The 21443-nt window shown below is 59.9% G+C and carries 18 protein-coding genes; 16 read left to right on the top strand and 2 right to left on the bottom strand.

Going from position 1 to position 21443, the window contains the following annotated elements:
• The first annotated feature begins 3 nt into the window (after positions 1-3).
• The 4 genes from mdoH to MRY75_RS08410 all read left to right on the top strand — a co-directional run bounded on the left by mdoH (position 4) and on the right by MRY75_RS08410 (position 7485).
• Positions 4-1569, top strand: a complete 1566-nt coding sequence (gene mdoH / locus MRY75_RS08395; protein ID WP_292306896.1) for a glucans biosynthesis glucosyltransferase MdoH — start codon at positions 4-6, stop codon at positions 1567-1569.
• Complete coding sequence (locus tag MRY75_RS08400; RefSeq protein WP_292306897.1) at positions 1569-3068, top strand: glucan biosynthesis protein; 1500 nt, start codon at positions 1569-1571, stop codon at positions 3066-3068. Before mdoH ends, MRY75_RS08400 begins: the two co-directional genes overlap by 1 nt.
• Positions 3069-3438: 370 nt before the next feature.
• Entirely contained in the window at positions 3439-6825 is a 3387-nt protein-coding gene (locus MRY75_RS08405; RefSeq protein WP_292306899.1) for a PAS domain-containing sensor histidine kinase, read from the top strand.
• 249 nt (positions 6826-7074) lie between these two features.
• Positions 7075-7485 (top strand): response regulator, encoded by a 411-nt coding sequence (locus MRY75_RS08410; protein WP_292306901.1) that lies wholly within the window; start codon positions 7075-7077, stop codon positions 7483-7485.
• Positions 7486-7625: 140 nt separating this feature from the next.
• Here the strand turns inward: MRY75_RS08410 and MRY75_RS08415 are convergent, their stop codons facing one another.
• Positions 7626-8282, bottom strand: a complete 657-nt coding sequence (locus MRY75_RS08415; RefSeq protein WP_292306903.1) for a GntR family transcriptional regulator — start codon at positions 8280-8282, stop codon at positions 7626-7628.
• Between the two features lie 134 nt (positions 8283-8416).
• Between MRY75_RS08415 and dctP the strand changes: the two genes are divergently transcribed.
• From dctP to MRY75_RS08440, 5 genes are all read left to right on the top strand, one after another.
• Positions 8417-9403 carry a TRAP transporter substrate-binding protein DctP gene (dctP, locus tag MRY75_RS08420; protein WP_292306905.1) on the top strand — a complete coding sequence of 329 codons (987 nt, stop codon included), beginning with the start codon at positions 8417-8419 and terminating at the stop codon, positions 9401-9403.
• Between the two features lie 65 nt (positions 9404-9468).
• Entirely contained in the window at positions 9469-10017 is a 549-nt protein-coding gene (locus tag MRY75_RS08425; RefSeq protein WP_292306906.1) for a TRAP transporter small permease, read from the top strand.
• Positions 10017-11333, top strand: coding sequence for a TRAP transporter large permease (locus MRY75_RS08430; RefSeq protein ID WP_292306908.1), 1317 nt, complete (start codon positions 10017-10019; stop codon positions 11331-11333). Before MRY75_RS08425 ends, MRY75_RS08430 begins: the two co-directional genes overlap by 1 nt.
• On the top strand, positions 11330-12589 hold the full coding sequence (locus tag MRY75_RS08435; RefSeq protein ID WP_292306910.1) for a malonyl-CoA decarboxylase: 1260 nt from the start codon (positions 11330-11332) through the stop codon (positions 12587-12589). Before MRY75_RS08430 ends, MRY75_RS08435 begins: the two co-directional genes overlap by 4 nt.
• Positions 12590-12591: 2 nt before the next feature.
• Positions 12592-14115: a malonyl-CoA synthase gene (locus tag MRY75_RS08440; RefSeq protein WP_292306912.1), complete on the top strand. Its 1524-nt coding sequence runs from the start codon at positions 12592-12594 to the stop codon at positions 14113-14115.
• 161 nt (positions 14116-14276) lie between these two features.
• Here MRY75_RS08440 and MRY75_RS08445 read toward each other — a convergent pair whose 3' ends face one another.
• Complete coding sequence (locus MRY75_RS08445) at positions 14277-15182, bottom strand: LysR family transcriptional regulator (protein ID WP_292306914.1); 906 nt, start codon at positions 15180-15182, stop codon at positions 14277-14279.
• Here MRY75_RS08445 and MRY75_RS08450 point away from each other — a divergent pair.
• From MRY75_RS08450 to MRY75_RS08480, 7 genes are all read left to right on the top strand, one after another.
• Positions 15072-16382, top strand: coding sequence for a hydroxyacid dehydrogenase (locus tag MRY75_RS08450; protein ID WP_292306915.1), 1311 nt, complete (start codon positions 15072-15074; stop codon positions 16380-16382). The two genes, MRY75_RS08445 and MRY75_RS08450, sit on opposite strands and share 111 nt — an antisense overlap.
• A 2-nt stretch (positions 16383-16384) precedes the next feature.
• Positions 16385-17065, top strand: a complete 681-nt coding sequence (locus MRY75_RS08455; protein WP_292306917.1) for an RraA family protein — start codon at positions 16385-16387, stop codon at positions 17063-17065.
• A 28-nt stretch (positions 17066-17093) separates the two neighbouring features.
• Positions 17094-18047 (top strand): tripartite tricarboxylate transporter substrate binding protein, encoded by a 954-nt coding sequence (locus tag MRY75_RS08460; protein ID WP_292306919.1) that lies wholly within the window; start codon positions 17094-17096, stop codon positions 18045-18047.
• 62 nt (positions 18048-18109) lie between these two features.
• A complete protein-coding gene (locus tag MRY75_RS08465; RefSeq protein ID WP_292306920.1) occupies positions 18110-18571 on the top strand; it encodes a tripartite tricarboxylate transporter TctB family protein in 462 nt (153 codons plus the stop codon).
• 3 nt (positions 18572-18574) lie between these two features.
• A complete protein-coding gene (locus MRY75_RS08470) occupies positions 18575-20074 on the top strand; it encodes a tripartite tricarboxylate transporter permease (protein WP_292306922.1) in 1500 nt (499 codons plus the stop codon).
• Between the two features lie 3 nt (positions 20075-20077).
• A complete protein-coding gene (locus MRY75_RS08475; protein ID WP_292306923.1) occupies positions 20078-21115 on the top strand; it encodes an amidohydrolase family protein in 1038 nt (345 codons plus the stop codon).
• The coding region (locus tag MRY75_RS08480) for a tripartite tricarboxylate transporter substrate-binding protein (protein WP_292306925.1) at positions 21112-21443 on the top strand (332 nt) is incomplete at its 3' end. The genes MRY75_RS08475 and MRY75_RS08480, both read left to right, overlap by 4 nt.

Below are 21443 nucleotides of genomic sequence, written 5' to 3' on the forward strand. Positions count from 1 at the left end.
ACCATGTCGCTTGCAGAAGTCCGACCCATTGCGCCAGTACAGCGGATTGGGTCCATTTCTCCCCGTGTTGCCTACGTGGCCGCGACCGTTGTCATGGCCGCGTTGATCGTCGCTGGCTTTGCGCTGAGCATCGCGACTTGGACACCCGCAGCTGTCATCGCTCTGCTTCTGGTGGCCATTACGGCGGGCTGGATCTCCGGTGGCGCAATGACCGCAACGCTTGGACTGATGTCCGAACCTGCTCACGCGAGCCGAGTGCCTGACGATTGGTCTCCGTCAGAGAAAACAGCGATCCTTGTGACGCTATGTGGCGAAGACCCGAAGCCGTTGGCGCGTCATCTCAAAGCACTGCGAAGAGCGTTGAACACTGTCGGATTGGGCCAAACGACGCAGATTTTCGTTCTCTCCGATACTTCCGGCGGTACGAAAATCGCGGCAGAGGAGACCGCTTTTGAGGACCTGCGCGTCGATGGGACGCTTCTCTACCGGCGGCGTCTGATAAATGCGGGGCGCAAACCGGGCAACATTGCGGACTGGCTGTCCAAGCATGGCGCGGATTTTTCCTACATGCTCGTGCTCGATGCAGACAGCAGAATGTCGCCGCAACGTATCCGCAATCTGATCTGGCAGATCGCAAGCCGCCCGGGTCTTGGTCTGCTGCAAGCGGGCATTTCGCTGGTTCCCGGAACGACACGGTTCGGCAGATACCAACGCGTGGCAGCGCGCCTTTTGTCGCGAAACTTTGGACGCGGGTTTGCCGCATGGACCGGCGACAGCGGGAATTACTGGGGCCACAACGCGATCATGCGTACAGCCGCATTCAAAGAGGCGGCCTCTCTTCCCAATCTGTCCGGCCCTGCGCCTTTTGGCGGCATTGTCCTGAGCCATGACTTCATCGAGGCCGCGTGGATGCGGCGCGCCGGGTGGTCGATCTCGCTTGATCCCGACACGTCGGGCAGCGCCGAAGAAGCGCCTCAATCTGTGTCGGAATTCCATCGCCGCGACCGCCGTTGGTGTCAGGGCAACCTCCAGCATATCCGGCTCTTGTTCGAGCCCGGTTTGTGCCTGATCAGCCGCATGCACCTCGTTTCGGGCATCGTCAGTTACCTTGCTGCACCGATCTGGCTGACGTTGATTGTCCTGATCGCAACGGGGGCGGTGCCCGTCAACGGATCGGCGGCCTTGCTATTGGTCTTGATCGCCCTGCTTCTGCCAAAGCTGTGCGCCATGGCCGATTGGCTGGGTCGCGCGCGCACGAAGCGTCGTCGCTTGGTGGCTTTGCGCGCTTTGAGCGCCGAGCTTGTGTTGTCGAGCGTCATTGCACCGCTGGTCATGGTCCGTCACACAATGTCCGTCCTGTCTATCTGCTTGGGGCGCGACTGTGGGTGGAAATCACCGCGCCTGCCACAGATGCGTGTCCCCGACGGACTTCCCGAAGCGGTTGTGGGCGTCGCCCTCCTGACGCTGGTCTGGGCAACGAACGCATCCGCGACGCTCTGGCTGACCCCCGTTCTGATCCCGCTCTGCGCTGCACCTTTGATTGTCCGCGCGCTCGACGCACCGGTCTGATGAGACGGCGGAGTTTCCTTGCCGGTGTGACGGCGGCTGGTGTGCTGGGCGCTGGGCGCGTCTTCGCTGACATGCCGTCCTCCTTGCTGGACAAGGCACGGCGCCTTGCGGCAACGCCGTACATTCCGCAGAGAACCCCTTTGCCTCCACCCTTCGCTGGTCTGAGCTACGATGCCTATCGTGGCATTCGACCAATCCCCGGGCGGGCGGCAATGCTGCCGCTGGGGAAGGATTTCTCGGTGGACCTGTTGCCACCGGGCCTCTTTTTTCCTGATCCCGTCCGCATCGACCGCGACAGCGGGTCCGGACCGCAGGAGATCGTGTTCTCGACTGACCTCTTCAGCTTTCAGGACCGCTATTTCGACACGATCCCCGACAGCGCACCCGGTGCCGGGTTTTCCGGTCTGCGCTTGCGACATCCACTCAATGCGCCGGACCGACTCGATGAGGTGCTGGTTGTCCAAGGTGCAAGCTACTTCCGGGCCATCGGTCAGGCGATGGTGTACGGGTTGTCGGCACGTGCGGTGGCCATTGGCACTGGCGGCCCAGACCCCGAGGAGTTTCCCCGTTTCACCCATCTTCGCTTGCACGCGCCACAATCAGGGACGGTCAGCCTGGAAGGCGTCATCGACAGTCCTTCCCTCGCTGGACATATCCAAATGACCCTGCGACCCGGCGCGGACACGGTGATGGACATCTCGTGCACGCTGATGCCCCGTCGAGACATCGCCGATATCGGCGTGGCCCCCTTGACGTCCATGTATCTCAAGGGGCCTCTTCGTGCCGCGGTCTCGGACGATTTCCGTCCGCGGGTCCATGACAGCGATCTTCTCTGGATCGAGAATGGTGCAGGCGAACGGATCTGGCGCCCGATCTCGAACCCGGCGCAGGTGGAGACATCGAGTTTTGTCGACACCAACCCGGCCAGTTTCGGTCTGTTCCAGACTGCCCGTGCCTTTGCAGATTTCGAAGACACAGAAGCGCGTTACCATGATCGGCCAAACGCGGTCGTCCAGCCCAAAAGCGCATGGGGGCGCGGTGCCGTGGTGTTGGTCGAAATCCCGACCGGTGACGAATTCATGGACAATATCGTTGCGTTCTGGCGGCCCGAGGCACCGCTTGCAGCGCACAGCGAGCACAGATTTGACTACAGTCTGCGCTGGACGCGGGCAGCCGCCGGCTCTGACCGGGATGCCCGCGTCCTGCAAAGCCGTAGCGGCAGAGAACATGATCAACCCGGGACGCGTCGCTATGTGATCGACATAACCGGCGAGGCGTCGGGCCGTGTCCTAGACATCACGGCCGAAGGCGTGGTCGAGATCACGGGGGTGAGCCTGTTTGATCTTCCAGAACAGCGCGGCACACGGATGACCTTCCTGCTGAACCCTCAGGACAGAGACGCGGTCGACCTTCGACTTGTGGTGCGTGAACTTTCGGCGGATCGGCGTGATCTTGTCTGGCTGCATCGCTGGACGCGTGCGCGGGACGGCGGTGTCTAGCGATTTGACCTCGGGGCTTCTGCACGGAGGGAGAAGGCCGTCGAACTTAGTTCGCTTCGTTCTGTGCGACAGAACCAAATCTCAAAAAAATATTTCGAGGTCCCGCAAATTGCACGATTGTTGCAGTTGAGGCATCGTGTGTTGCATCAATACAAATACCGGCAAGTTGGCCTTACGTTGCCGATTGCGGGTGTCATGATGCTGTGTAATATCGCAATCAACCTAAGGTGTTGAGACCGATCAAATGGCACACGCGTAGATCGGTTATTTTTATCAGTACAACTTGGATGTTTGTTTCACGGAATCAGTCCGTGACGGTGTTCGGGTTGATTTGTCTCCCCATTTTTTTGCTTCACGGAAGGGTGATGGATTGAACACATCGGCCGACAATCTCTTTCTGTCCCACCCGGATCCGATGTGGATCTACGACTTGGAAACGCTGCATTTCCTGGCTGTCAACAGAGCCGCAATCGCCAATTACGGTTATTGCGAGGACGAATTTCTTGCGATGACCATCGCCGATATCCGCCCGGATGAAGACAAGCCCGCCCTTTTTTCGAAAGTTGCAGGTGTCACGGACGAATGGAACAAGGCAGGGGTCTGGCGGCATAGACGCAAATCCGGTGAGATCATCCATGTCGATATCACCAGCCATGTCATTGATCACGATGGGCGTCCTGCGAGACTGATTACGGCACGCGACGTGAGTCAGTGGGTCGCCTCGGAACAGGCTTTGGCGCGTGCGAAGCGCATGCTGGAAATTGCCGGGCAGTCGGCAAAATTCGGTGCGTGGCGCTATTGCGTGAGACGGGACCTTCTCGAGTGGTCGGCCGAGACAGCGCGTATTCATGATGAACCGGAAGGATATTCGCCAACGTCAGCTGAAGGCATTTCGTATTACATTCCCGAACATCGGGAACGGATTACGAGGCTCTTCCAAGCCTGCCTGGATCGTGGTGAACCTTGGGATGACACCTTTCAGATCGTCACGGCCAAGGGTCGCAAGCTGTGGGTTCGATCGACTGGTGAGGCGGAATACGACAACACCGGCAAGATCATCCTCGTTCAGGGCTCGTTTCAGGACATTTCCGAACTGGTGACCATCCGCAAACGGGCCGAGGAATCCGAAATGCTTCTGGCGATTGCCGGTCGCGCGGTCAAACTGGGCGGTTGGCGCGTTGATCTCGCCAGTCAGAAGGTGACCTGGACGGATGGCGTGGCCGCCATCCATGAATTGCCAGCGGGCACCCCGCCAACGCTCAAGGATGGTGTCGATTATTTCGCACCCGAAGAGCGCGACTCGGCGCGTGAGGTCCTTGAGGAATGCATGGAGAACGGAACTGCCTTTGATGATGTCCGCGATCTGATCACGGCGAAGGGCAAACGCGTTCAGGTCCGCTCGATTGGGGTGCCCGTGAAAGATGATACGGGCCGGATTGTCGCCGTACAGGGTGCGATGCAGGACATCACCGAGCTGACCGCCGCCCAACGCAAGGTTAGCGAGCTTGACAGGCGGCTGGGCGAGACGCTGGAAAATATCGGTGATGCCTTCTTCATGCTCGACCGGGAATGGCGGTTCTCCTACCTCAACAACAAGGCCGAAGAGCTTGTGGAACGCAAGCGCGAGGAGTTGATCGGCCGCCGGGTGCATGATGAGTTTTCTGAATATACCGGAAGTGTTTTTGACGTTCAGTACACGCGGGCGTTCGAGACCGGACAGACCGTTAGGTTTATCGAACACTATCCGCCGCTCAATCGCACGTTCCGCGTCAATGCACATCCCACATCAGAAGGATTGGCCGTCTATTTTTCGGACATCACCGAGGAATGTCGCCAGACCGAAGAGTTGCGGTTGCTTAAGGCCGCCGTGGAACAGATCAGCGATGTCATCATCATCACGGAAACCGTTACGCAAGACGAATTGGGTAATGCCAAGATCGTCTATGTGAACGACGCGTTCGAACGGCTGACAGGGTTCACGCGTGAGGAGGCCATCGGTCAGACACCCAGCATATTGCAAGGTCCGAAGACACAGAGGTCGGAACTGGACCGCATTCAAAAAGCTTTCGAGACCCAATCGCCTGTGCGCGCGGAATTGATCAATTACACGAAATCCGGTCAGGAATACTGGCTGGATCTCGATGTTGTGCCGCTTGAGAATGATACGGGAGAGGTCACGCACTTCGTCGCTGTGCAGCGGGACATAACCGATCGCAAGCGCGCGGAAACAGACCTCCGCGTTTCCGAGGCGCGCTTTCGCCTCATCGCCGAGGCAACCGAAAACACCGTTTGGGATTGGGATATTGCTGCAGGTCGTTGGTGGTGGAGCGACGGGATGGCGCGGCAATTCGGCCACCACCCCGATCCCGAGGCCACGGAACCGGAATTGTGGCACGACAACGTGCACGAAGACGATCAGGCGCGAGTCGACGAGTCATTCGAAAAACTGCTCATGGGTGAAATCGGATCAGCCCACGAGCAGTATCGCTTTCGACGAGCCGACGGCTCTTGGGCCCATGTCGACGACCATGCCTATCCGATCCGCGATCAGGACGGCCGCATCATTCGCGTCATCGGAACCATGGCTGACGTGACAGAACGTCTGCAAATGGAAGAGCGTCTGCGTCAGTCGCAAAAGCTCGAAGCCGTCGGGCAGTTGACGGGCGGCGTTGCACATGACTTCAACAACCTGCTTACGATCATCATCGGCAATATCGAGATGCTTCAGGACAGTCTCGACGAAGACAACCCGTTGTGGCGTTTTGCCGAGGCAAGCGCTGTCGCGGCGGATCGGGCGGCTGAATTGACAAGCCGTCTCTTGTCCTTCTCGCGCAAACAGATGTTGCAACCCCGGGTGATCGACATCAACGCCGTGGTTTCCGATGTCGAAGACATGCTGCGCCGTACTTTGGGAGAGAATATCGACATCAGGATCAACCTCGGCAATGGCCTCTGGTCAACCGAAACCGATCTGGCTCAGGTCGAGGCCGCTCTGCTGAACCTTGCGATCAACGCGCGTGATGCCATGCGCGATGGTGGAGCGCTGACCATTGAAACCGCGAATGCGGTCCTTGACGAGGATTACGTCGCGGGCGAACCTGATTTGGCGGCCGGTGAGTATGTTCTCGTCGCGGTCAGCGACACCGGGCATGGGATCTCCAAAGATCACATTGCCCAAGTCTTTCAGCCCTTCTTCACCACGAAAGCCGTCGGCGAGGGAACCGGTTTGGGCTTGAGCATGGTGCACGGCTTCGTCAAACAATCTGGTGGTCACATTCAAATCTATTCTGAGGTGAATGAAGGCACGACCATCAAACTGTATTTTCCAAAGCACATCGGAGATCGTGTAGACAGCGGCCCTATCTTGCAGGACAGGGCACTGCAACGCGGTCAGGAAACCATTCTGGTGGTTGAGGACGACGTGCTTATTCTCCAGCAGATGATGACGCAATTGACCGGGCTCGGATATCATGTCGTCACGGCGTCGGCAGGTCCGCCGGCGCTCGAAATATTGCGTTCTAGATCAGATATCGACCTGCTCTTGACCGATGTGATCCTGCCCGGCGGTATGAACGGACGGCAGATTGCGGACGCCGCATCGGAAATTCATCCGGAGTTGAAGGTGCTCTTCACGTCGGGGTATTCTGAAAATGCAATTGTCCACCAAGGACGGATCAATTCGGATGTCAACTTTCTGAGCAAGCCGTACCGCCGCTCGGAACTTGCCGCAAAAGTTCGGGAAGTCCTTGACGCCTGACCTTCAACGACAAGAACCATTCGGTTCGACGCAGAGCGACCCGCCATCACGCAAAGAGTGGTCATAGGGTGCAGCACGGCTCTGCTTCGAACGCGACGCCAAAACTTGGCAGCGCACCATACGACGCGCCCGAACACAGCCCGATCTGTGGCAGCGGAGCACGATATTTTTTCTCCACGACCTTGCTGACCGCTGTGGTTCGTGAAAACAGTCTCGCTGCACAGCCAGCATATATGAAACGAGGTGGATATGCCCGGCCTGGACATATTGTTCCTAGACGACGATCAAGTGGTTTGCGAAATACTGGCAGCCCAAATGAAGCGCCTCGGTCACGCTGTCACTGTGGTAACCGATCCCAAGGCAGCTGTTGAGCTTTTGCGGTCCCGCAATGACTTCGACGTGTTGGTGACGGACATTTCTATGCCGGGTAACCTGAGCGGTATGGATGTCGCGACAACTGCATGGGGTCTGTCCGAAGGTCGGATCAAGATCATTTTCCTGACTGGCTTCTTAGATCTGACGAAGTTCAGCGAACCGCTGTCCGAACTTGATTATACCTACCTGAAGAAACCCGTGAGAAAGGCCCAATTGGCGGAGGCGCTGACCACGGGTCCGACCACTCTTCGTGTGCGTGCGTCAGTGCCCGTCGATCGCAGCTAGGCAAAGGACGCACCGGGGTCCGTCGGCCAGAATGCTTTGGTTGTCGTCCACCACGAAGTGACTGTTGGGCTCGTCTGGTTCACGTGCGGGTATGGGCCAATACCCTTGCCCATACCCCACACTCAAACCAGCCAGAAACGTCACTCTGCAGCGGGCTTAAGGCTCGCCATCAGGTGATGAAACTTTTCTCCCTGAACGGCGATATGGGCGCGCATCACATTTGCGGCTGTCTCACCGTCCCCGCTTTCAAGCGCGGTCACGATCGCCTTGTGCTCGGACATGGACTGCCGCAGGCGCCCGCGGAGACGCAACTGCAAGCGCCGGAAGGGTTGCAGGCGGCGGTGCAGACGAAAGCATTCCTGCTCAAGGAAGCTGTTGCCGGATTGCCGGTACAACATGGCGTGGAACCGCTCGTTCTCGCGGAAATAGCCATTGGCATCGTTGGCTTCGACGGCGGCATCGCAAAGCGCGTTGGTCTCGTGCAGCTTCTGCAGGGCTTCATCGGAAATCCGTGTCGCGGCAAGCCGGGCGCAGACCGCTTCAAGCTCGGCCATGACCTCGAACATTTCGATCAGTTCGACCGGGCCGGGCTGGCGCACGAACACGCCACGCCGGGGCAATTGTTCGACGAGGCCGGACTGCGCGAGCCGCTGCAAAGCTTCGCGAATGGGCGTGCGGGATACGTCAAAGCGACCAGCCAACTGGACTTCGTCCAAGCGGTCCCCATCGGCCAGGGTCCCGTCAAAAATCAGCCCTTCGATCTCGTCGGCAATGATGTCGGATCGCTTTCGTTCCATGGAAATGTCTGTACCCAAAACTCTTTGAAAATGCAAGGATGTATATATTGTATACAAAAAAGTTGACTTCGAACACATGGCCGATACCTTAGTGCACGGTTCCAAAGGGAATCGGGAGTTTTAGGGAGGATTCCATGAACAAGTTTTTTGCCACTGCAGCGGCCGCCGCTGCCCTGTTCGCGGGCGCGCTAAGTGCCAACGCAACAGAACTGCGCCTGTCTCATCAATGGTCCGACAAGGACGTGCGCCATCAGGTCGCCCAGATCGTCGCCGACGAGGTTGCCGCAGCCGGTGTCGACCTCGAAATCAAGATTTTTCCGACCGAGTCCCTGTTCAAGGCACGCGAGCAGTATACACCGCTGTCGCGCGGCCAGCTCGACATGACGGTGCTGCCGCTGTCCTATGCCGGTGGTCAGCAGCCCGCCTACAACCTTACGCTGATGCCGGGTCTGGTAAAGAACCACGATCACGCAGCGCGCCTTTCCGACAGTCCCTTCATGGCCGCCCTGGAAGAGAAGATGTCCGAAGATGACGTGATGGTGCTGGTCCACGGCTATCTCGCCGGAGGCTTCGCCGCGAAGGACAAGTGCATCCGCAAGCCCGAAGATGTGGCCGGCCTTCAGACCCGCGCCGCAGGCAAGTCGTTCGAGCAGATGCTGGCCGGGGCAGGGGCATCCATCGCCTCGATGGCCTCGTCCGAAGTCTATAACGCGATGCAGTCGGGCGTTCTGGACGCGGTCAACACATCGTCCTCTTCCTTCGTGTCGTTCCGCCTCTACGAGCAGGTGGCCTGCTACACGCCCGCAGGCGAATTTGCGCTCTGGTTCATGTACCAGCCGCTCTTGATGAACAAATCCACCTTCGACGGCCTGAGTTCCGAACAGCAGGCAGCACTGATGGCGGCCGCCGAAAAGGCCGAAGCCTTCTACCTTGAAGAAGCCAAGAAAGAAGACGCCGCTTCGGTTGAAGCGTTCCGTGCTGCCAATGTGGAAATCGCCGAGATGACTCAGGAAGACTTCGACGCGTGGTTGGCTCTGGCCAAGGAAACCTCGTTCAAGGCCTTCGTCGAAGAACTGCCGGATGGGCAAGCCCTGCTGGACCTCGCGCTCGCCGTCGAGTGATGTGATCCGCCGGGGACGGCACCGCGCCGTCCCCGAACCACTTTCCGAACCAACGCGAGGATGTCATGGCGACGCAACTCTCCGCTGCCCCGGCACGCACCGGCGGCAACCCCTTCCTGCGCATCGTGAACGGCATCTCGACCGTGGCGGGCTGGACCGCAGCGGCGATGATCCTGACCTCGGTGTTCATCACCTGCCAGATGATCTTCGTGCGCTTCGTGCTGAACCAGTCGACTGTCTGGCAGACCGAGGCGGTGATCTATCTGATGGTCGCCTCGACGCTGATCGGGCTGCCTTATGTCCAGCGGATGCGCGGGCACGTGAATGTCGATCTCATCCCGCTGGCCTTGGCACCGCGGCCGCGCTTTGCGCTCGCCATGCTCACGCTGGGCCTGTCCATCGTCGTCGTCGCCGTGATGTTCTGGTATGCCTATGATTTCTGGCACCTCGCATGGTCGCGCGGATGGAAGTCGGAAACCGTCTGGGCCGTGCGGCTCTGGATCCCCTATCTGGCGCTGCCCGTGGGGTTCGGCCTCTTCCTTCTGCAACTGATCGCCGATTTCGTGGCCTTGCTGATCGGTGCCGACAAACCCTTCGGACTGGAGAACAGCTGATGGATCCGCTTCTCCTCGGCGCTTTTGTCGCCATCGCCACCATTGTGGTCCTGTTCTCCGGCGTGTCTGTCGCGCTGGGTCTGGTGATCGTCTCCGCCGGGTTTCTGATCGTCTTCGACGGCATGCGGTCTCTGGAACTGCTGCCCGAAATCATGTTCGGAAAGCTGAACTCCTTTGCGCTGCTGTCGATCCCGATGTTCATCATCATGGGCGCGGCCATCGCCTCTACCAGAGCGGGCGCAGATCTCTACGAGGCGCTTGAACGCTGGCTGACCCGCGTGCCGGGCGGTCTGGTGATCTCCAACCTTGGGGCCTGCGCGCTCTTCTCGGCGATGTCGGGGTCGAGCCCCGCGACCTGTGCCGCCATCGGCAAGATGGGCATCCCCGAGATGCGCAAGCGCGGCTATCCCGATGCGGTTGCCGCCGGGTCCATCGCCGCCGGCGGCACGCTGGGTATCCTGATCCCGCCCTCTGTGACGATGATCGTCTACGGGATCGCGACCGAAACCTCGATTGGACGTCTGTTTTTGGCGGGGGTTATTCCGGGGCTTCTGTTGGTGGCCCTGTTCATGGCGTGGTCGCTCTATTCGACCTGGCGGTCGGGTGACGCCTCTGTCCTTACGGCGACGCCCTACACCTGGCGCCAGAAGCTCGAGATCCTGCCCCGCGTCCTGCCGTTCCTGCTGATCATCTTCGGCGTGCTCTATGCCATGTATGGCGGGATCGCGACGCCGTCGGAAACGGCGGCTGTAGGCGCACTGATGTGCCTGCTGATCGCAATGATCATCTACAAGCTGTGGAGCCCGAAAGCGCTCTGGGTCGTCCTGCGGGACAGCACGCGGGAATCCGTGATGATCCTCTTCATCATCGGCGCGGCGGGTGTCTTCAGCTACATGCTCAGCTCGCTCTTCATCACGCAATCCATCGCGGAATGGATCGGCACGCTGGACGTGAACCGCTGGGTGCTGATGTTCGCCATCAACATCTTCCTGCTGATTGCAGGGTTCTTCCTGCCGCCTGTGGCGGTGATCCTGATGGCCGCACCGATCCTGCTTCCCATCATCCTGTCCGCCGGGTTCGATCCGATCTGGTTCGCGGTGATCCTGACGATCAACATGGAAATCGGCCTCATTTCGCCGCCGGTCGGACTGAACCTCTACGTCATCAACGGCATCGCGCCCGACATCAAGCTCAAGACCATTCTTGTCGGATCGCTGCCCTATGTCGGCTGCATGGTACTAGCCATCATCCTGCTTTGCCTCTTCCCCGGTCTGGCGACATGGCTGCCCGATATGATCATGGGGCCTGCGATATGACGATCTTTGCCGATCTTCTGTCCACGGTGTTCGAGCGGCGCTACCGGCCATGGGGCTCGGCGCAAAGGGACAGCCGTCCGGTCACGGCGCTGGTCGCCGACCTGATCAGCGGCGCGGGCGAGGTAACCGGCGCGGGCCTCGCGCGGCAGATCATCGACCGGTATGGCGAGATGGACGACGAGGCAAAGCTCGCGTTCTTCCGGCATATCGCGACCGACCTCGCGATTGCGCCTTCGGCTCTGCGCGCCGCACTCGATGCCTACGAAGCCGAGGGTCAGTCCAAAGCGACCTATCGCGCCGTGATGGCCGCGTCCGAACCGCCGCGACAGGAGTTGATCCGCCGTCTGAACCAGGTGCCCGGTGCCACGAAGTCTTTGGTGCGCATGCGGGCTGATCTCTTGCGACTGGCACAGGGGGACGAGGCGCTTCTCGCGCTCGATCTCGATTTCCGGCATCTCTTTGCAAGCTGGTTCAACCGGGGCTTCCTTGTCCTGCGGCGGATCAGCTGGGAAAGCCCCGCTGACATCCTCGAAAAGATCATCGCCTACGAAGCGGTCCATGCCATCGACAGTTGGGATGATCTGCGTCGGCGTCTGCAGCCCACGGATCGGCGTTGCTTTGCGTTCTTCCACCCGGCCATGCCGGATGAGCCGCTGATCTTTGTCGAAGTCGCTTTGACCCAAGGGATTGCGCGGTCGGTTCAGGCCGTTCTCTCTGAAAACCGCAACGTCCTGCCTGCCCATGATGCGGACACGGCGGTGTTCTATTCCATCTCGAACTGTCAGGCCGGGCTTGCCGGCATCTCTTTCGGAAATATGCTCATCAAACAGGTGGCTGCGGATCTCGCAACCGAACTGCCCGGCCTGAAGACCTTTGTCACCCTGTCGCCCATCCCGGGGTTTGCCTCGTGGCTGGCGCAGCAGGACCCGCAGGCAAACGTGCAAGACGGCGAGACCTTGCGGGCGCTGGCGGCGCATTACCTGGCCGAGGCCAAACGCACCGATGGCATGCCGCTTGACCCCGTCGCGCGGTTTCATCTGGGCAACGGCGCGCAGCTGCATGATCTGCACCTGAACGCGGACACTTCACCCAACGGGATTCGCCAATCGCATGGTGTGATGGTCAACTATCACTACGATCTCAAGAAGGTGGCCGAGAACCACGAACGGTTCGCGACCTCGCAAGTGGTCGCAATGTCTTCCAGCATCCGGTCGCTTGCGGTAAACGCCACCAAACTATTGTCTGAGGAGGCGTAACCATGCCCAACCCTCTTTATGATGCACTCTTCGGCATTCACGCCGGAAAGACGACGCCCTTCCTGCATCTGCAGGATGGGTCGGTCATCAGCCACCAGGACTTCCTCGAACGGGCAGCGCGCATCGCGTATGTCCTGACACAGATCGGCCTCAAGCCCGGTGACCGGTTGGCAGCGCAGATCCACAAATCGCCCGAAGCGCTCTGCCTCTATGCCGCCTGCGTTCAGGCCGGGGTCATCTTCCTGCCGCTGAACACGGCCTATACGCCGGATGAGGTGACATACTTCATCGAAAACAGCGGCGCGCGCTGCGTTGTCTGCGATGCCAAGAGCGCCGGTGACCTCGCGCCGATCGCGGCTCGTCTGGGAGCGCGGCTAGAAACGATGAACGCCGATGGCGGCGGAAGCCTGACCGATCAGGCCGCGGCCCAGCCCGCCTCGTTCGACACGGTCTCGCGGACGTCGGATGATCTTGCGGCGTTCCTTTACACGTCAGGCACGACCGGCCGCTCCAAGGGCGCGATGCTCACGCAGGACAACCTTCTGTCAAACGCGCTGACCTTGGGCGATTACTGGAAATTCACGGCCAACGATGTGCTACTGCACGCCTTGCCGATCTTCCACACGCACGGGCTTTTCGTGGCGACCAACGTCATTCTGGCGACCGGGGGATCGATGATATTCCTGCCGAAATTCGATCTCGATACGATGATCGCTCTTATGCCCAAGGCGACGACGATGATGGGGGTGCCCACTTTCTACACGCGCCTGCTGGATGACACGCGGTTTACCAAGGATCTCACAGCGCATATGCGCCTTTTCGTGTCCGGCAGTGCGCCGCTGCTTGCCGACACACATGTCCAGTTTAAAAAGCGCACGGGGCACCGCATCCTCGAACGCTACGGCATGACCGAAACCAACATGAACACCTCCAACCCCTATGATGGGGAACGCCGCGCCGGGACGGTCGGGTTTCCGCTTCCGGGAGTGGAACTCAAGATCACGGATCCGGCGACGGGGCAGACCTTACAACAGGGCGAGGTTGGCCAGATCGAGGTCCGCGGCCCCAATGTCTTCAAGGGCTATTGGCAGATGCCGGAAAAGACCGCCGCCGAATTGCGCGAAGACGGGTTCTTCATCACCGGCGACTTGGGAAAGCTTGATGACGACGGCTATGTGCACATCGTCGGTCGGAACAAGGACCTCATTATCTCGGGCGGTTACAACATCTACCCCAAGGAGATCGAGCTGGTCCTCGATGAACAGCCTGGTGTGCTCGAAAGTGCGGTCATCGGTGTCCCGCACGCGGACTTTGGCGAGACCGTTCTTGGCCTGATCGTTCCGGAGCCCGGTGCCGATCCTGACCTTGAGGCAATTGGTGATGCATGCATGGCGTCGCTCGCCCGTTTCAAGCACCCAAGAAAACTGATCCTGGTCGATGAGTTGCCACGAAACACGATGGGCAAGGTCCAGAAGAACGTCCTTCGCGATGAATACAACGACATTTTCATGTCTGCCGACACATAGGACAAGCCGCGCCAGAGTTCCTGTGCCGTTGGTGATGAAGCCCGAAACCATCCGACTGTGGCGCCAAGCCCGAACGCGATGAGCAGCAAGCGCGCCGGCCGCGGATTGCGTTTTCTTGGATCGCGGAACCAACGCGTCTGGAGCCGAACCCGAGATTTGCGTCAAAGCCGTTCAAAAGCTGTTGGCCGAGCAAGGCCATATTCTCCGCAAAGGTCGGACAGTACGGCGTGGAGGCGCGCAATGATTTCGCCGCGCGGCGAAACAGTACGTTCGACGATACCGATTTGACGGGTGATTTGTGGGCTGCCGAAGGGAAGTCGCGCGATGTCTGCGGTGTCGGGTTCCTGAAGTGCGGCATGCGGGACAACCGAAATGCCAAGGCCCTGGCGCACGCAGGTGACGATTGAGCCAATTGTATCAATCTCGGCGACATCGTTCGTCACCACACCCAGGCGCGATATCTCGGTGTCGATCAGGTTTGCAAGCGGGACGGCACTGCGAAACCGGATATAGGGTTGGCTGTTGAGCAACGCGATCGGATCCTGCAATTCCATTTCTCGCGGAGCGATGAGCCACAAAGGCTCGCGCACGAACGGACTCCATCGCAAAGCGTTCGGAAAACCCACGTGTTCCGCGACAATGGCCGCATCCAAACGCCCTGCTGCCACATCGGCGATCAGTGTCGAGGACAGAGAAATACGCAAGCTGGGTTTCAGTCCGGGATAGCGTTGCCGCATTTCCACCAGTGCGCTTGGAAGCAGGTTCAAGGCGCTGGATCGGACGGAGCCAAGCATCAACGTCCCTGCGATCTGGTCGCCGCGCAGACTGGCGCGCGTATCTTCTTCAAGGCGTAGAATATCCATCGCCATTTCAATGACCTGAAGGCCCTCGGGCGTCGGTTGCGGCGGCCGCGTGCTTCGGTCGAAAATCGTGATCCGCAGCTCATTTTCCAATGCGTGAATCTGCTGGCTGACCGCCGAGGGTGTCAGGCCGACGACATCCGCCGCATGGGCAAAGGTGCCATGCGACTTGATTGCCAAAAGCGTCTTAAGTTGCCGAGTGTCCATCAACCAAATCCAGTTTTGTTAAATATAAGAAGCAGAATTACGCGCTTTTGTGAAGCCCTGCTTGGCATTAGGGTGATCGCTCAAGGAGGACACCCTCAGTTCGGATCGGGAGACCGACGAGGGCCAATCGACAAATCAGACAAGATACAGCGCGGCTCGACGTGTCGGGACGCTATGGAGACACGCGCTATGAGCAAGACAATTCTCGTAACAGGACCAGACCTTGATCCGGCAGCGTCGCAAGTGGTTGCCGATCATGGCTATCAGACTGTGCACACGCCGGCCTATGCCGATAGCGCCGTGATTTCCGAGTTCATGAGAAAGACCGGCGCTGTTGGCATCGTGTCTCGGATGGGGCGCGTCGATGCAGAGGTCATGGATGCGAGCCCTCAGCTGAAAGTGATCTCCAAGCACGGTGTCGGCGTCGACAATATCGACATCCAGGCCGCTGCCGCGCGAGGCATTCCCGTGCTGGTGGCGACGGGTGCCAACGCCGTATCCGTGGCTGAACATGCAATTGCCCTGTTGCTCGCCGCTGTAAAACGCATCCTGCCGCTGGATTCTGGCCTCCGGGCAGGGCGGTGGGAAAAGCCAGGGTTTTCCGGGCGCGAGATAGCCGGGTCAACCATGGGCCTGATGGGCATGGGAGCGATCGCGCAGGCCACGGGCCGCATTGGCAAGGGGCTCGGTCTGAAACTGATCGGATATGATCCCTACGCGCCGGACAGCGCCTTTGAAGCTCTTGGGGCGACGCGCTGCGCAACTTTCGAAGACATGTTGACCCAGACGCATATACTGTCGCTGCACTGTCCACTGACCGACAAGACCCGGGGTATTCTGAACGCAGATGCGCTCGCTCGGATGCCTGCCGGCGGCTATGTCATCAACACGGCGCGCGGTGGTCTGATCGATGAGGCCGCTTTGGTGGCATCGATTCAGTCAGGCCATCTGGCCGGAGCCGGGCTTGATACATTTGCAGTGGAACCGCCCGCCCCCGACCATCCGTTCTTTGCCGTGCCAGAAATCATTCTGACTCCGCATATCGGCGGGGTGACTCGTCAGGCGGGCGCCCGTGTCGGTGTCGATGCAGTGCGCGGGATCTTTCAGATCCTCGACGGTCAACTCATCGCACCTGAAAGAATTATCAATCGCAAGTTGCTGGAAGCCTCGCAAGCGTCGCTCGCCAGCGTGGAGAAATAACCATGACCATCGGTTTCCGCATCCTCACCCGCGACCGCATCGCTCCGGCCGAGCTTGTTGCTGAATTCGCCAAGCTGCCAGTCGCCAATGTGTCCGACAGCATGTCGCGCATGACCGCGGCCGGACCCACCCTGCGTCCGATGCACATGTCTGGCGGCATGGCCGGCGTGGCGCTTACGGTCAAGGCGCGTCCCGGCGACAATTTGATGCTGCACAAGGCCATCGACATGGCCCAGCCTGGCGATGTGATCGTCATGGACGCTGGGGGCGACACGACCAATGCCCTGTTTGGCGAGATGATGCTGGCGTATGCGATCAAACGCGGTGTGGTCGGGCTGGTTCTGAATGGCGCAATTCGGGATTCCGATGCCATGAAAGAGGTCAATCACCCCGTCTATGCCGCAGGCGTGACCCACCGTGGCCCGTACAAGGACGGACCCGGCGAAATCAACGTTCCCATCGCCATCGACGGGATGGTGGTTCATCCGGGCGATATCATCATCGGCGACGGCGATGGCGTGCTTTGCGTGCCTCTGGATGAGGCAGAAGACGTTCTGAAAAAGGCGCAAGCGAAGCTGGCCGCAGAAACTGCACAGATGCAAGCCATCGCCGAAGGCAAGAACGACCGATCATGGGTGGATGCGGCACTGACCAAACTCGGCTGCGCCCTGCCTGAAACTTGAAACAATCGCATAACGTAGGAGGAGTGACATGCTCAATATCGTCAAGAAGGCCACCATTGCGGGGCTGATGTCCCTGACCGCAGGCGCGGCGCTGGCAGAATACCCGGAAAAGCCCATTGAGGTTATCGTCGGCTATTCCGCTGGCGGCGGCACTGATGTGATGGCCCGTACCGCAGCACCGTTCATCGAGAAATACCTCGGCGAAGGTGCAAGCATCGTGGTCAAGAACATGCCCGGTGCGTCCGGTCAGATCGGTGTGACCGAGGCGGCCAATGCGGATCCCGACGGCTACACGCTTGGCACGTTCAATCTGCCGGGCATGATGGCACGCACGATCGACCGAGAAGCCGACTATGATCGTGACAGCTTCACCTACCTTGCCAACGTGGTGAACGATCCCAACGTGATCGTGACCTCCAAAGGCAGCGGTCTCGACACGCTGGACAAGCTGATCGCGGATGCCAAGGAAAACCCGGGCGCCATCACCGTGGCGATGTCGAGCCTTGGCGGTGACGACCATTTCGCGCTGATCAAGCTGCAGAATGCGACGGAAACCGAGTTCACCATCGTGCCGTTCAAGGGGTCTGCTCCGGCAAGGACCGCCCTTCTGGGTGGCCACGTTGCCATGGGCATCCTGAACATCTCGGAAGTTGCCGAGTTCCAAGACCAGCTGAACGTGCTGGGTGTCGCAACGACCGAGCGGTCGCAGTTCGCCCCCGACCTGCCGACCTTTCAGGAACAGGGTCTGGACCTCGTGAATGGCTCCATGCGCGGCTTCATCGCACCGGCTGGGTTGCCAGAAGACGTTCAGGCAAAGCTGATGGACGCCTTTACCCAGTTGAAGGATGATCAAGAATTCCTCGACGCCATGGCAGCGACGGCGAACCCGGTCGAGATCGTCACCGGCGAAGAGTTCCGTCAGCTGACGTCCGATCTCTACGACCTGGCGAACAGCGTGTGGCAAGCCACCCCCTGGAACTGAAGCCAACAGGGCGCGAGGGGTAATCCCCTCGCGCATCCCCCCTCCTGACACATGAGCCCCAAATGTCCGAGAGCCGCAAACCCCGCCTGACACGGCCCGAGACCCTCACCGCGATTGGCATCATCTTGGTTGCGGCCGGGTTCCTGATCCCGACGGTTGACCTGCGCCCGATCTCTGCGCTCCTGCCAGCTGCGATGCTGATCGGCCTGATCGTCCTGTCGGTCTTTTTGTTGCTGGCTGATCAGCGCAAAGCCAAAGCCGGCGAAGACGCGGCCCCCATGACAAAGTCACCGAAACGCGTGCTCGGCGCCTTTGGTCTGATCGTCGCCTATGCGATCGCAACTGACTTTTTGGGCTTTTACCCAAGCACCGCTGTCACAATCCCACTGGTGGCGTGGATCTTCGGGTATCGCAGCCCCATCGGCCTTCTCATAGCGACCGTAATCGTCGTGGGCACGATCTGGGCGATCTTTGATTTCGGGATGTCTCAGGATTTCCCCGCTGGCCGGCTCTGGGACCGTTGAACCATGTATTCCGATCTTATCCACGCCTTGCCTGACGTCTTTGCGCTGACGAATTTCGCGGCAGTCATCATTGGCGTCATTGCGGGGATCGTTGTCGGGGCCATGCCCGGTCTCAGTGCGACGATGGCGATCTCGGTACTTGTGCCATTTACCTTTGGTCTTGAGCCGCTTGTCGCGCTCGGCCTGATGGCGGGCATCTACAACGGTGCCATGTATGGCGGGGCGATCCCGGCCGTGCTGCTGCGCATTCCCGGCACACCCGCCGCGGTCGCAACTACGTTTGACGGCTACCCAATGGCGCAGAAGGGGGAAGGTGGCTTTGCGCTTCAGGTCGCAGTCGTGTCCTCGGCCCTTGGTGGTATCGCGTCTGCCTTCGCCCTGATGCTGCTTGCGCCGCCCCTGTCCCGAGTGACGCTGCTTTTCGGCCCGTCGGAAGTGTTCTGGGTTGCGGTGTTCGGCCTCGCCTCGATCATCTTCCTTCTGGGTGGAAACCCGATCAAGGGTCTGATCTCGGCCTGTTTCGGGGTCTTCGTGTCGGTCGTCGGCTCTGACCCGATCTACGGCAATGACCGTTTCACGTTCGGTCAGTTGGAGATGCTCGACGGCATCAACATCGTGATCCTGCTCGTCGGGCTTTACGCGCTGCCACCGGTGATCGATCTGCTGGAAACACCTCTGAAGACAGACGGCGTCAACAGCACCAAACTTGGCACCGAATCCCTTTGGAAGGCTCTGCCCAAGATGAAGGGTTTCGGCATGACGTGGGTGCGCGGTTCCCTCATCGGGATTTGGATCGGCATTCTGCCTGGTGCAGGTGGCTCCATGGCTGCCTTCATGTCTTACAACGAGGCGCGTCGGACCTCCAAGAACCCGGACGCCTGGGGCGAGGGTGAGCCCGAGGGTGTCGCCGCAGCGGAGACCGCAAACAACGCGGACACTGCATCCGCGCTGATCCCGGCGCTTACGCTGGGCATCCCGGGGACAGCGGTGGCGGCTGTCATGTTGGGTGGACTTCTGGTCCACGGCCTGCAGCCTGGACCCATGCTATTTCGCGACAATCCGGACATTGTATTCGGCTTCATGTGGCAGTTCCTGTTCGGCGCGATCCTGCTGGTGCTGCTGGGCGGGTCACTTGCCACCAACAGCTTTGCCCGCCTGCTGAATCTGCCGCGCCCGCTGCTTGGATCGGTGATCATCGTTCTCATGCTGATCGGCGTTTATTCGATCCACGGGCGCATGTTCGACGTTTACCTCATGCTTGGCTTCGGCGCGGTCGGATGGGTGATGGACAAGCTGAAGTTCCCTCTGCCCCCTGTTGTTCTGGGTCTTATCCTCGGCGGTTTCGCCGAAGAGAACCTGCGCCTTGCGCTTCGCATTGGTCGAGGCGACTGGATGGTTCTGTTCCAGAATACGACGAGCCTCGTTCTGGTTGCCCTGACGATTGCCGTGATTGTCGGACCCACCCTCAAGAAACGCTACATCGACAGCCGGAAGGCGGCGTGAGGGGTGGCGAGCCCGCACCATAAGGTTCGCGAGCAGTGGCTGGCCCTGACGCAGGAAAACATTCTTGCTCCGGGTCAGCCGATACTCGACGCCCACCACCATCTTTGGGATCGACCCGAGGGACGGTATCGCGCCGAGGAATTTCAGGCAGATCTGACCAGCGGTCATGATGTGCGCGCCAGTGTCTACGTGCAGTGCCGCACTGGGTACCGCGCAACCGGGCCTGAGGCGTTGCGCCCGGTTGGCGAGGTCGAGACCGTATTGGATTGGACCAGCGGTGACTTCAGAATTCCGGTCTCCATCGTGGCGATGGCGGATCTGCAACTTGGAGATCACGTGCGGCCGGTATTGGAGGCTCTGGTCGACGCGGGGAACGGCCGTGTGACCGGGATTCGCAACACCACCGCATGGCACGCCGACCCGATGGTGCGATCAAACCCCAACCCGCCGCCAGACGGGCTGTTACGGAGCGATGCCTTTCTGAACGCCGCCCGCGCTTTGGCCGCTCGCGGGCTGACGCTCGACGTCTGGGCTTACCAGACGCAACTGGACGAGGTTCGTGCGCTGGCCCAAACGCTGCCTGAGCTGACGATCATCATCAATCACTGCGGCGGGCCGCTTGGTGTCGGGTCTCATGAGCGCCACGATCCTTCAAACTTCCACGCGTGGCGCGATGCGCTGGCCTCGGTCGCAGCGCTTCCCAACACGCGGATCAAGATCGGCGGTTTCGGGCTTGGTGTCTTTGGCTGGCGATATGCCGATGCGCCCAAACCGCCCCTGTCCAAGACGCTGGCCGAGGATTGGCGTCCGTGGGTCGAGACCTGCATCGCGCTCTTCGGCCCGGACCGCGCCATGTTCGAAAGCAACTTCCCCGTCGACAAGGGCCAGTACAGCTACCGAACGCTCTGGAACGCCTTCAAACGCCTTGCGTCTAGGCTGACGCCTGCGGAACACGATGCGCTGTTCTGGAAAACAGCCGCGCAGACGTACCGCGTGGAGCACCAGATTTTCGCTCATGACTTTGGGAGGATACCGTCATGAAAAGAGCCCTCACCGCACTGATTGCGCTTGGCCTGTCAACCACGGCCGTACTGGCTGAATACCCCGAGAAACCTGTTGAGGTCATTGTTGGCTATTCCGCAGGCGGCGGCACCGACGTGATGGCACGCACCGTCGCGCAGTTTCTGGAACAGGAGCTGAACGGCTCGGTCGTGGTCAAGAACATGCCCGGTGCGGGTGGCCAGATCGGCTTTACCGAAGTTGCGGGTGCCAATCCCGATGGCTATACGCTAGGCACGTTCAACCTGCCTGCGGCATTGGCCCTGACGCATGACCGCGAGGCGGACTATGACGTGACCAGCTTCACTTA

Source organism: Marivita sp. (assembly GCF_022763305.1).
Classification (GTDB): Bacteria; Pseudomonadota; Alphaproteobacteria; order Rhodobacterales; family Rhodobacteraceae; genus Marivita.

What these genes read in the sequence shown, in the direction of transcription:
- mdoH (WP_292306896.1), top strand. Translation starts at nt 4, where the DNA reads ATGTCGCTTGCAGAAGTCCGACCCATTGCGCCAGTACAGCGGATTGGG.
- MRY75_RS08400 (WP_292306897.1), top strand. Translation starts at nt 1,569, where the DNA reads ATGAGACGGCGGAGTTTCCTTGCCGGTGTGACGGCGGCTGGTGTGCTG.
- MRY75_RS08410 (WP_292306901.1), top strand. Translation starts at nt 7,075, where the DNA reads ATGCCCGGCCTGGACATATTGTTCCTAGACGACGATCAAGTGGTTTGC.
- MRY75_RS08415 (WP_292306903.1), bottom strand. Translation starts at nt 8,282, where the DNA reads ATGGAACGAAAGCGATCCGACATCATTGCCGACGAGATCGAAGGGCTG.
- dctP (WP_292306905.1), top strand. Translation starts at nt 8,417, where the DNA reads ATGAACAAGTTTTTTGCCACTGCAGCGGCCGCCGCTGCCCTGTTCGCG.
- MRY75_RS08425 (WP_292306906.1), top strand. Translation starts at nt 9,469, where the DNA reads ATGGCGACGCAACTCTCCGCTGCCCCGGCACGCACCGGCGGCAACCCC.
- MRY75_RS08430 (WP_292306908.1), top strand. Translation starts at nt 10,017, where the DNA reads ATGGATCCGCTTCTCCTCGGCGCTTTTGTCGCCATCGCCACCATTGTG.
- MRY75_RS08435 (WP_292306910.1), top strand. Translation starts at nt 11,330, where the DNA reads ATGACGATCTTTGCCGATCTTCTGTCCACGGTGTTCGAGCGGCGCTAC.
- MRY75_RS08440 (WP_292306912.1), top strand. Translation starts at nt 12,592, where the DNA reads ATGCCCAACCCTCTTTATGATGCACTCTTCGGCATTCACGCCGGAAAG.
- MRY75_RS08445 (WP_292306914.1), bottom strand. Translation starts at nt 15,182, where the DNA reads ATGGACACTCGGCAACTTAAGACGCTTTTGGCAATCAAGTCGCATGGC.
- MRY75_RS08455 (WP_292306917.1), top strand. Translation starts at nt 16,385, where the DNA reads ATGACCATCGGTTTCCGCATCCTCACCCGCGACCGCATCGCTCCGGCC.
- MRY75_RS08460 (WP_292306919.1), top strand. Translation starts at nt 17,094, where the DNA reads ATGCTCAATATCGTCAAGAAGGCCACCATTGCGGGGCTGATGTCCCTG.
- MRY75_RS08465 (WP_292306920.1), top strand. Translation starts at nt 18,110, where the DNA reads ATGTCCGAGAGCCGCAAACCCCGCCTGACACGGCCCGAGACCCTCACC.
- MRY75_RS08470 (WP_292306922.1), top strand. Translation starts at nt 18,575, where the DNA reads ATGTATTCCGATCTTATCCACGCCTTGCCTGACGTCTTTGCGCTGACG.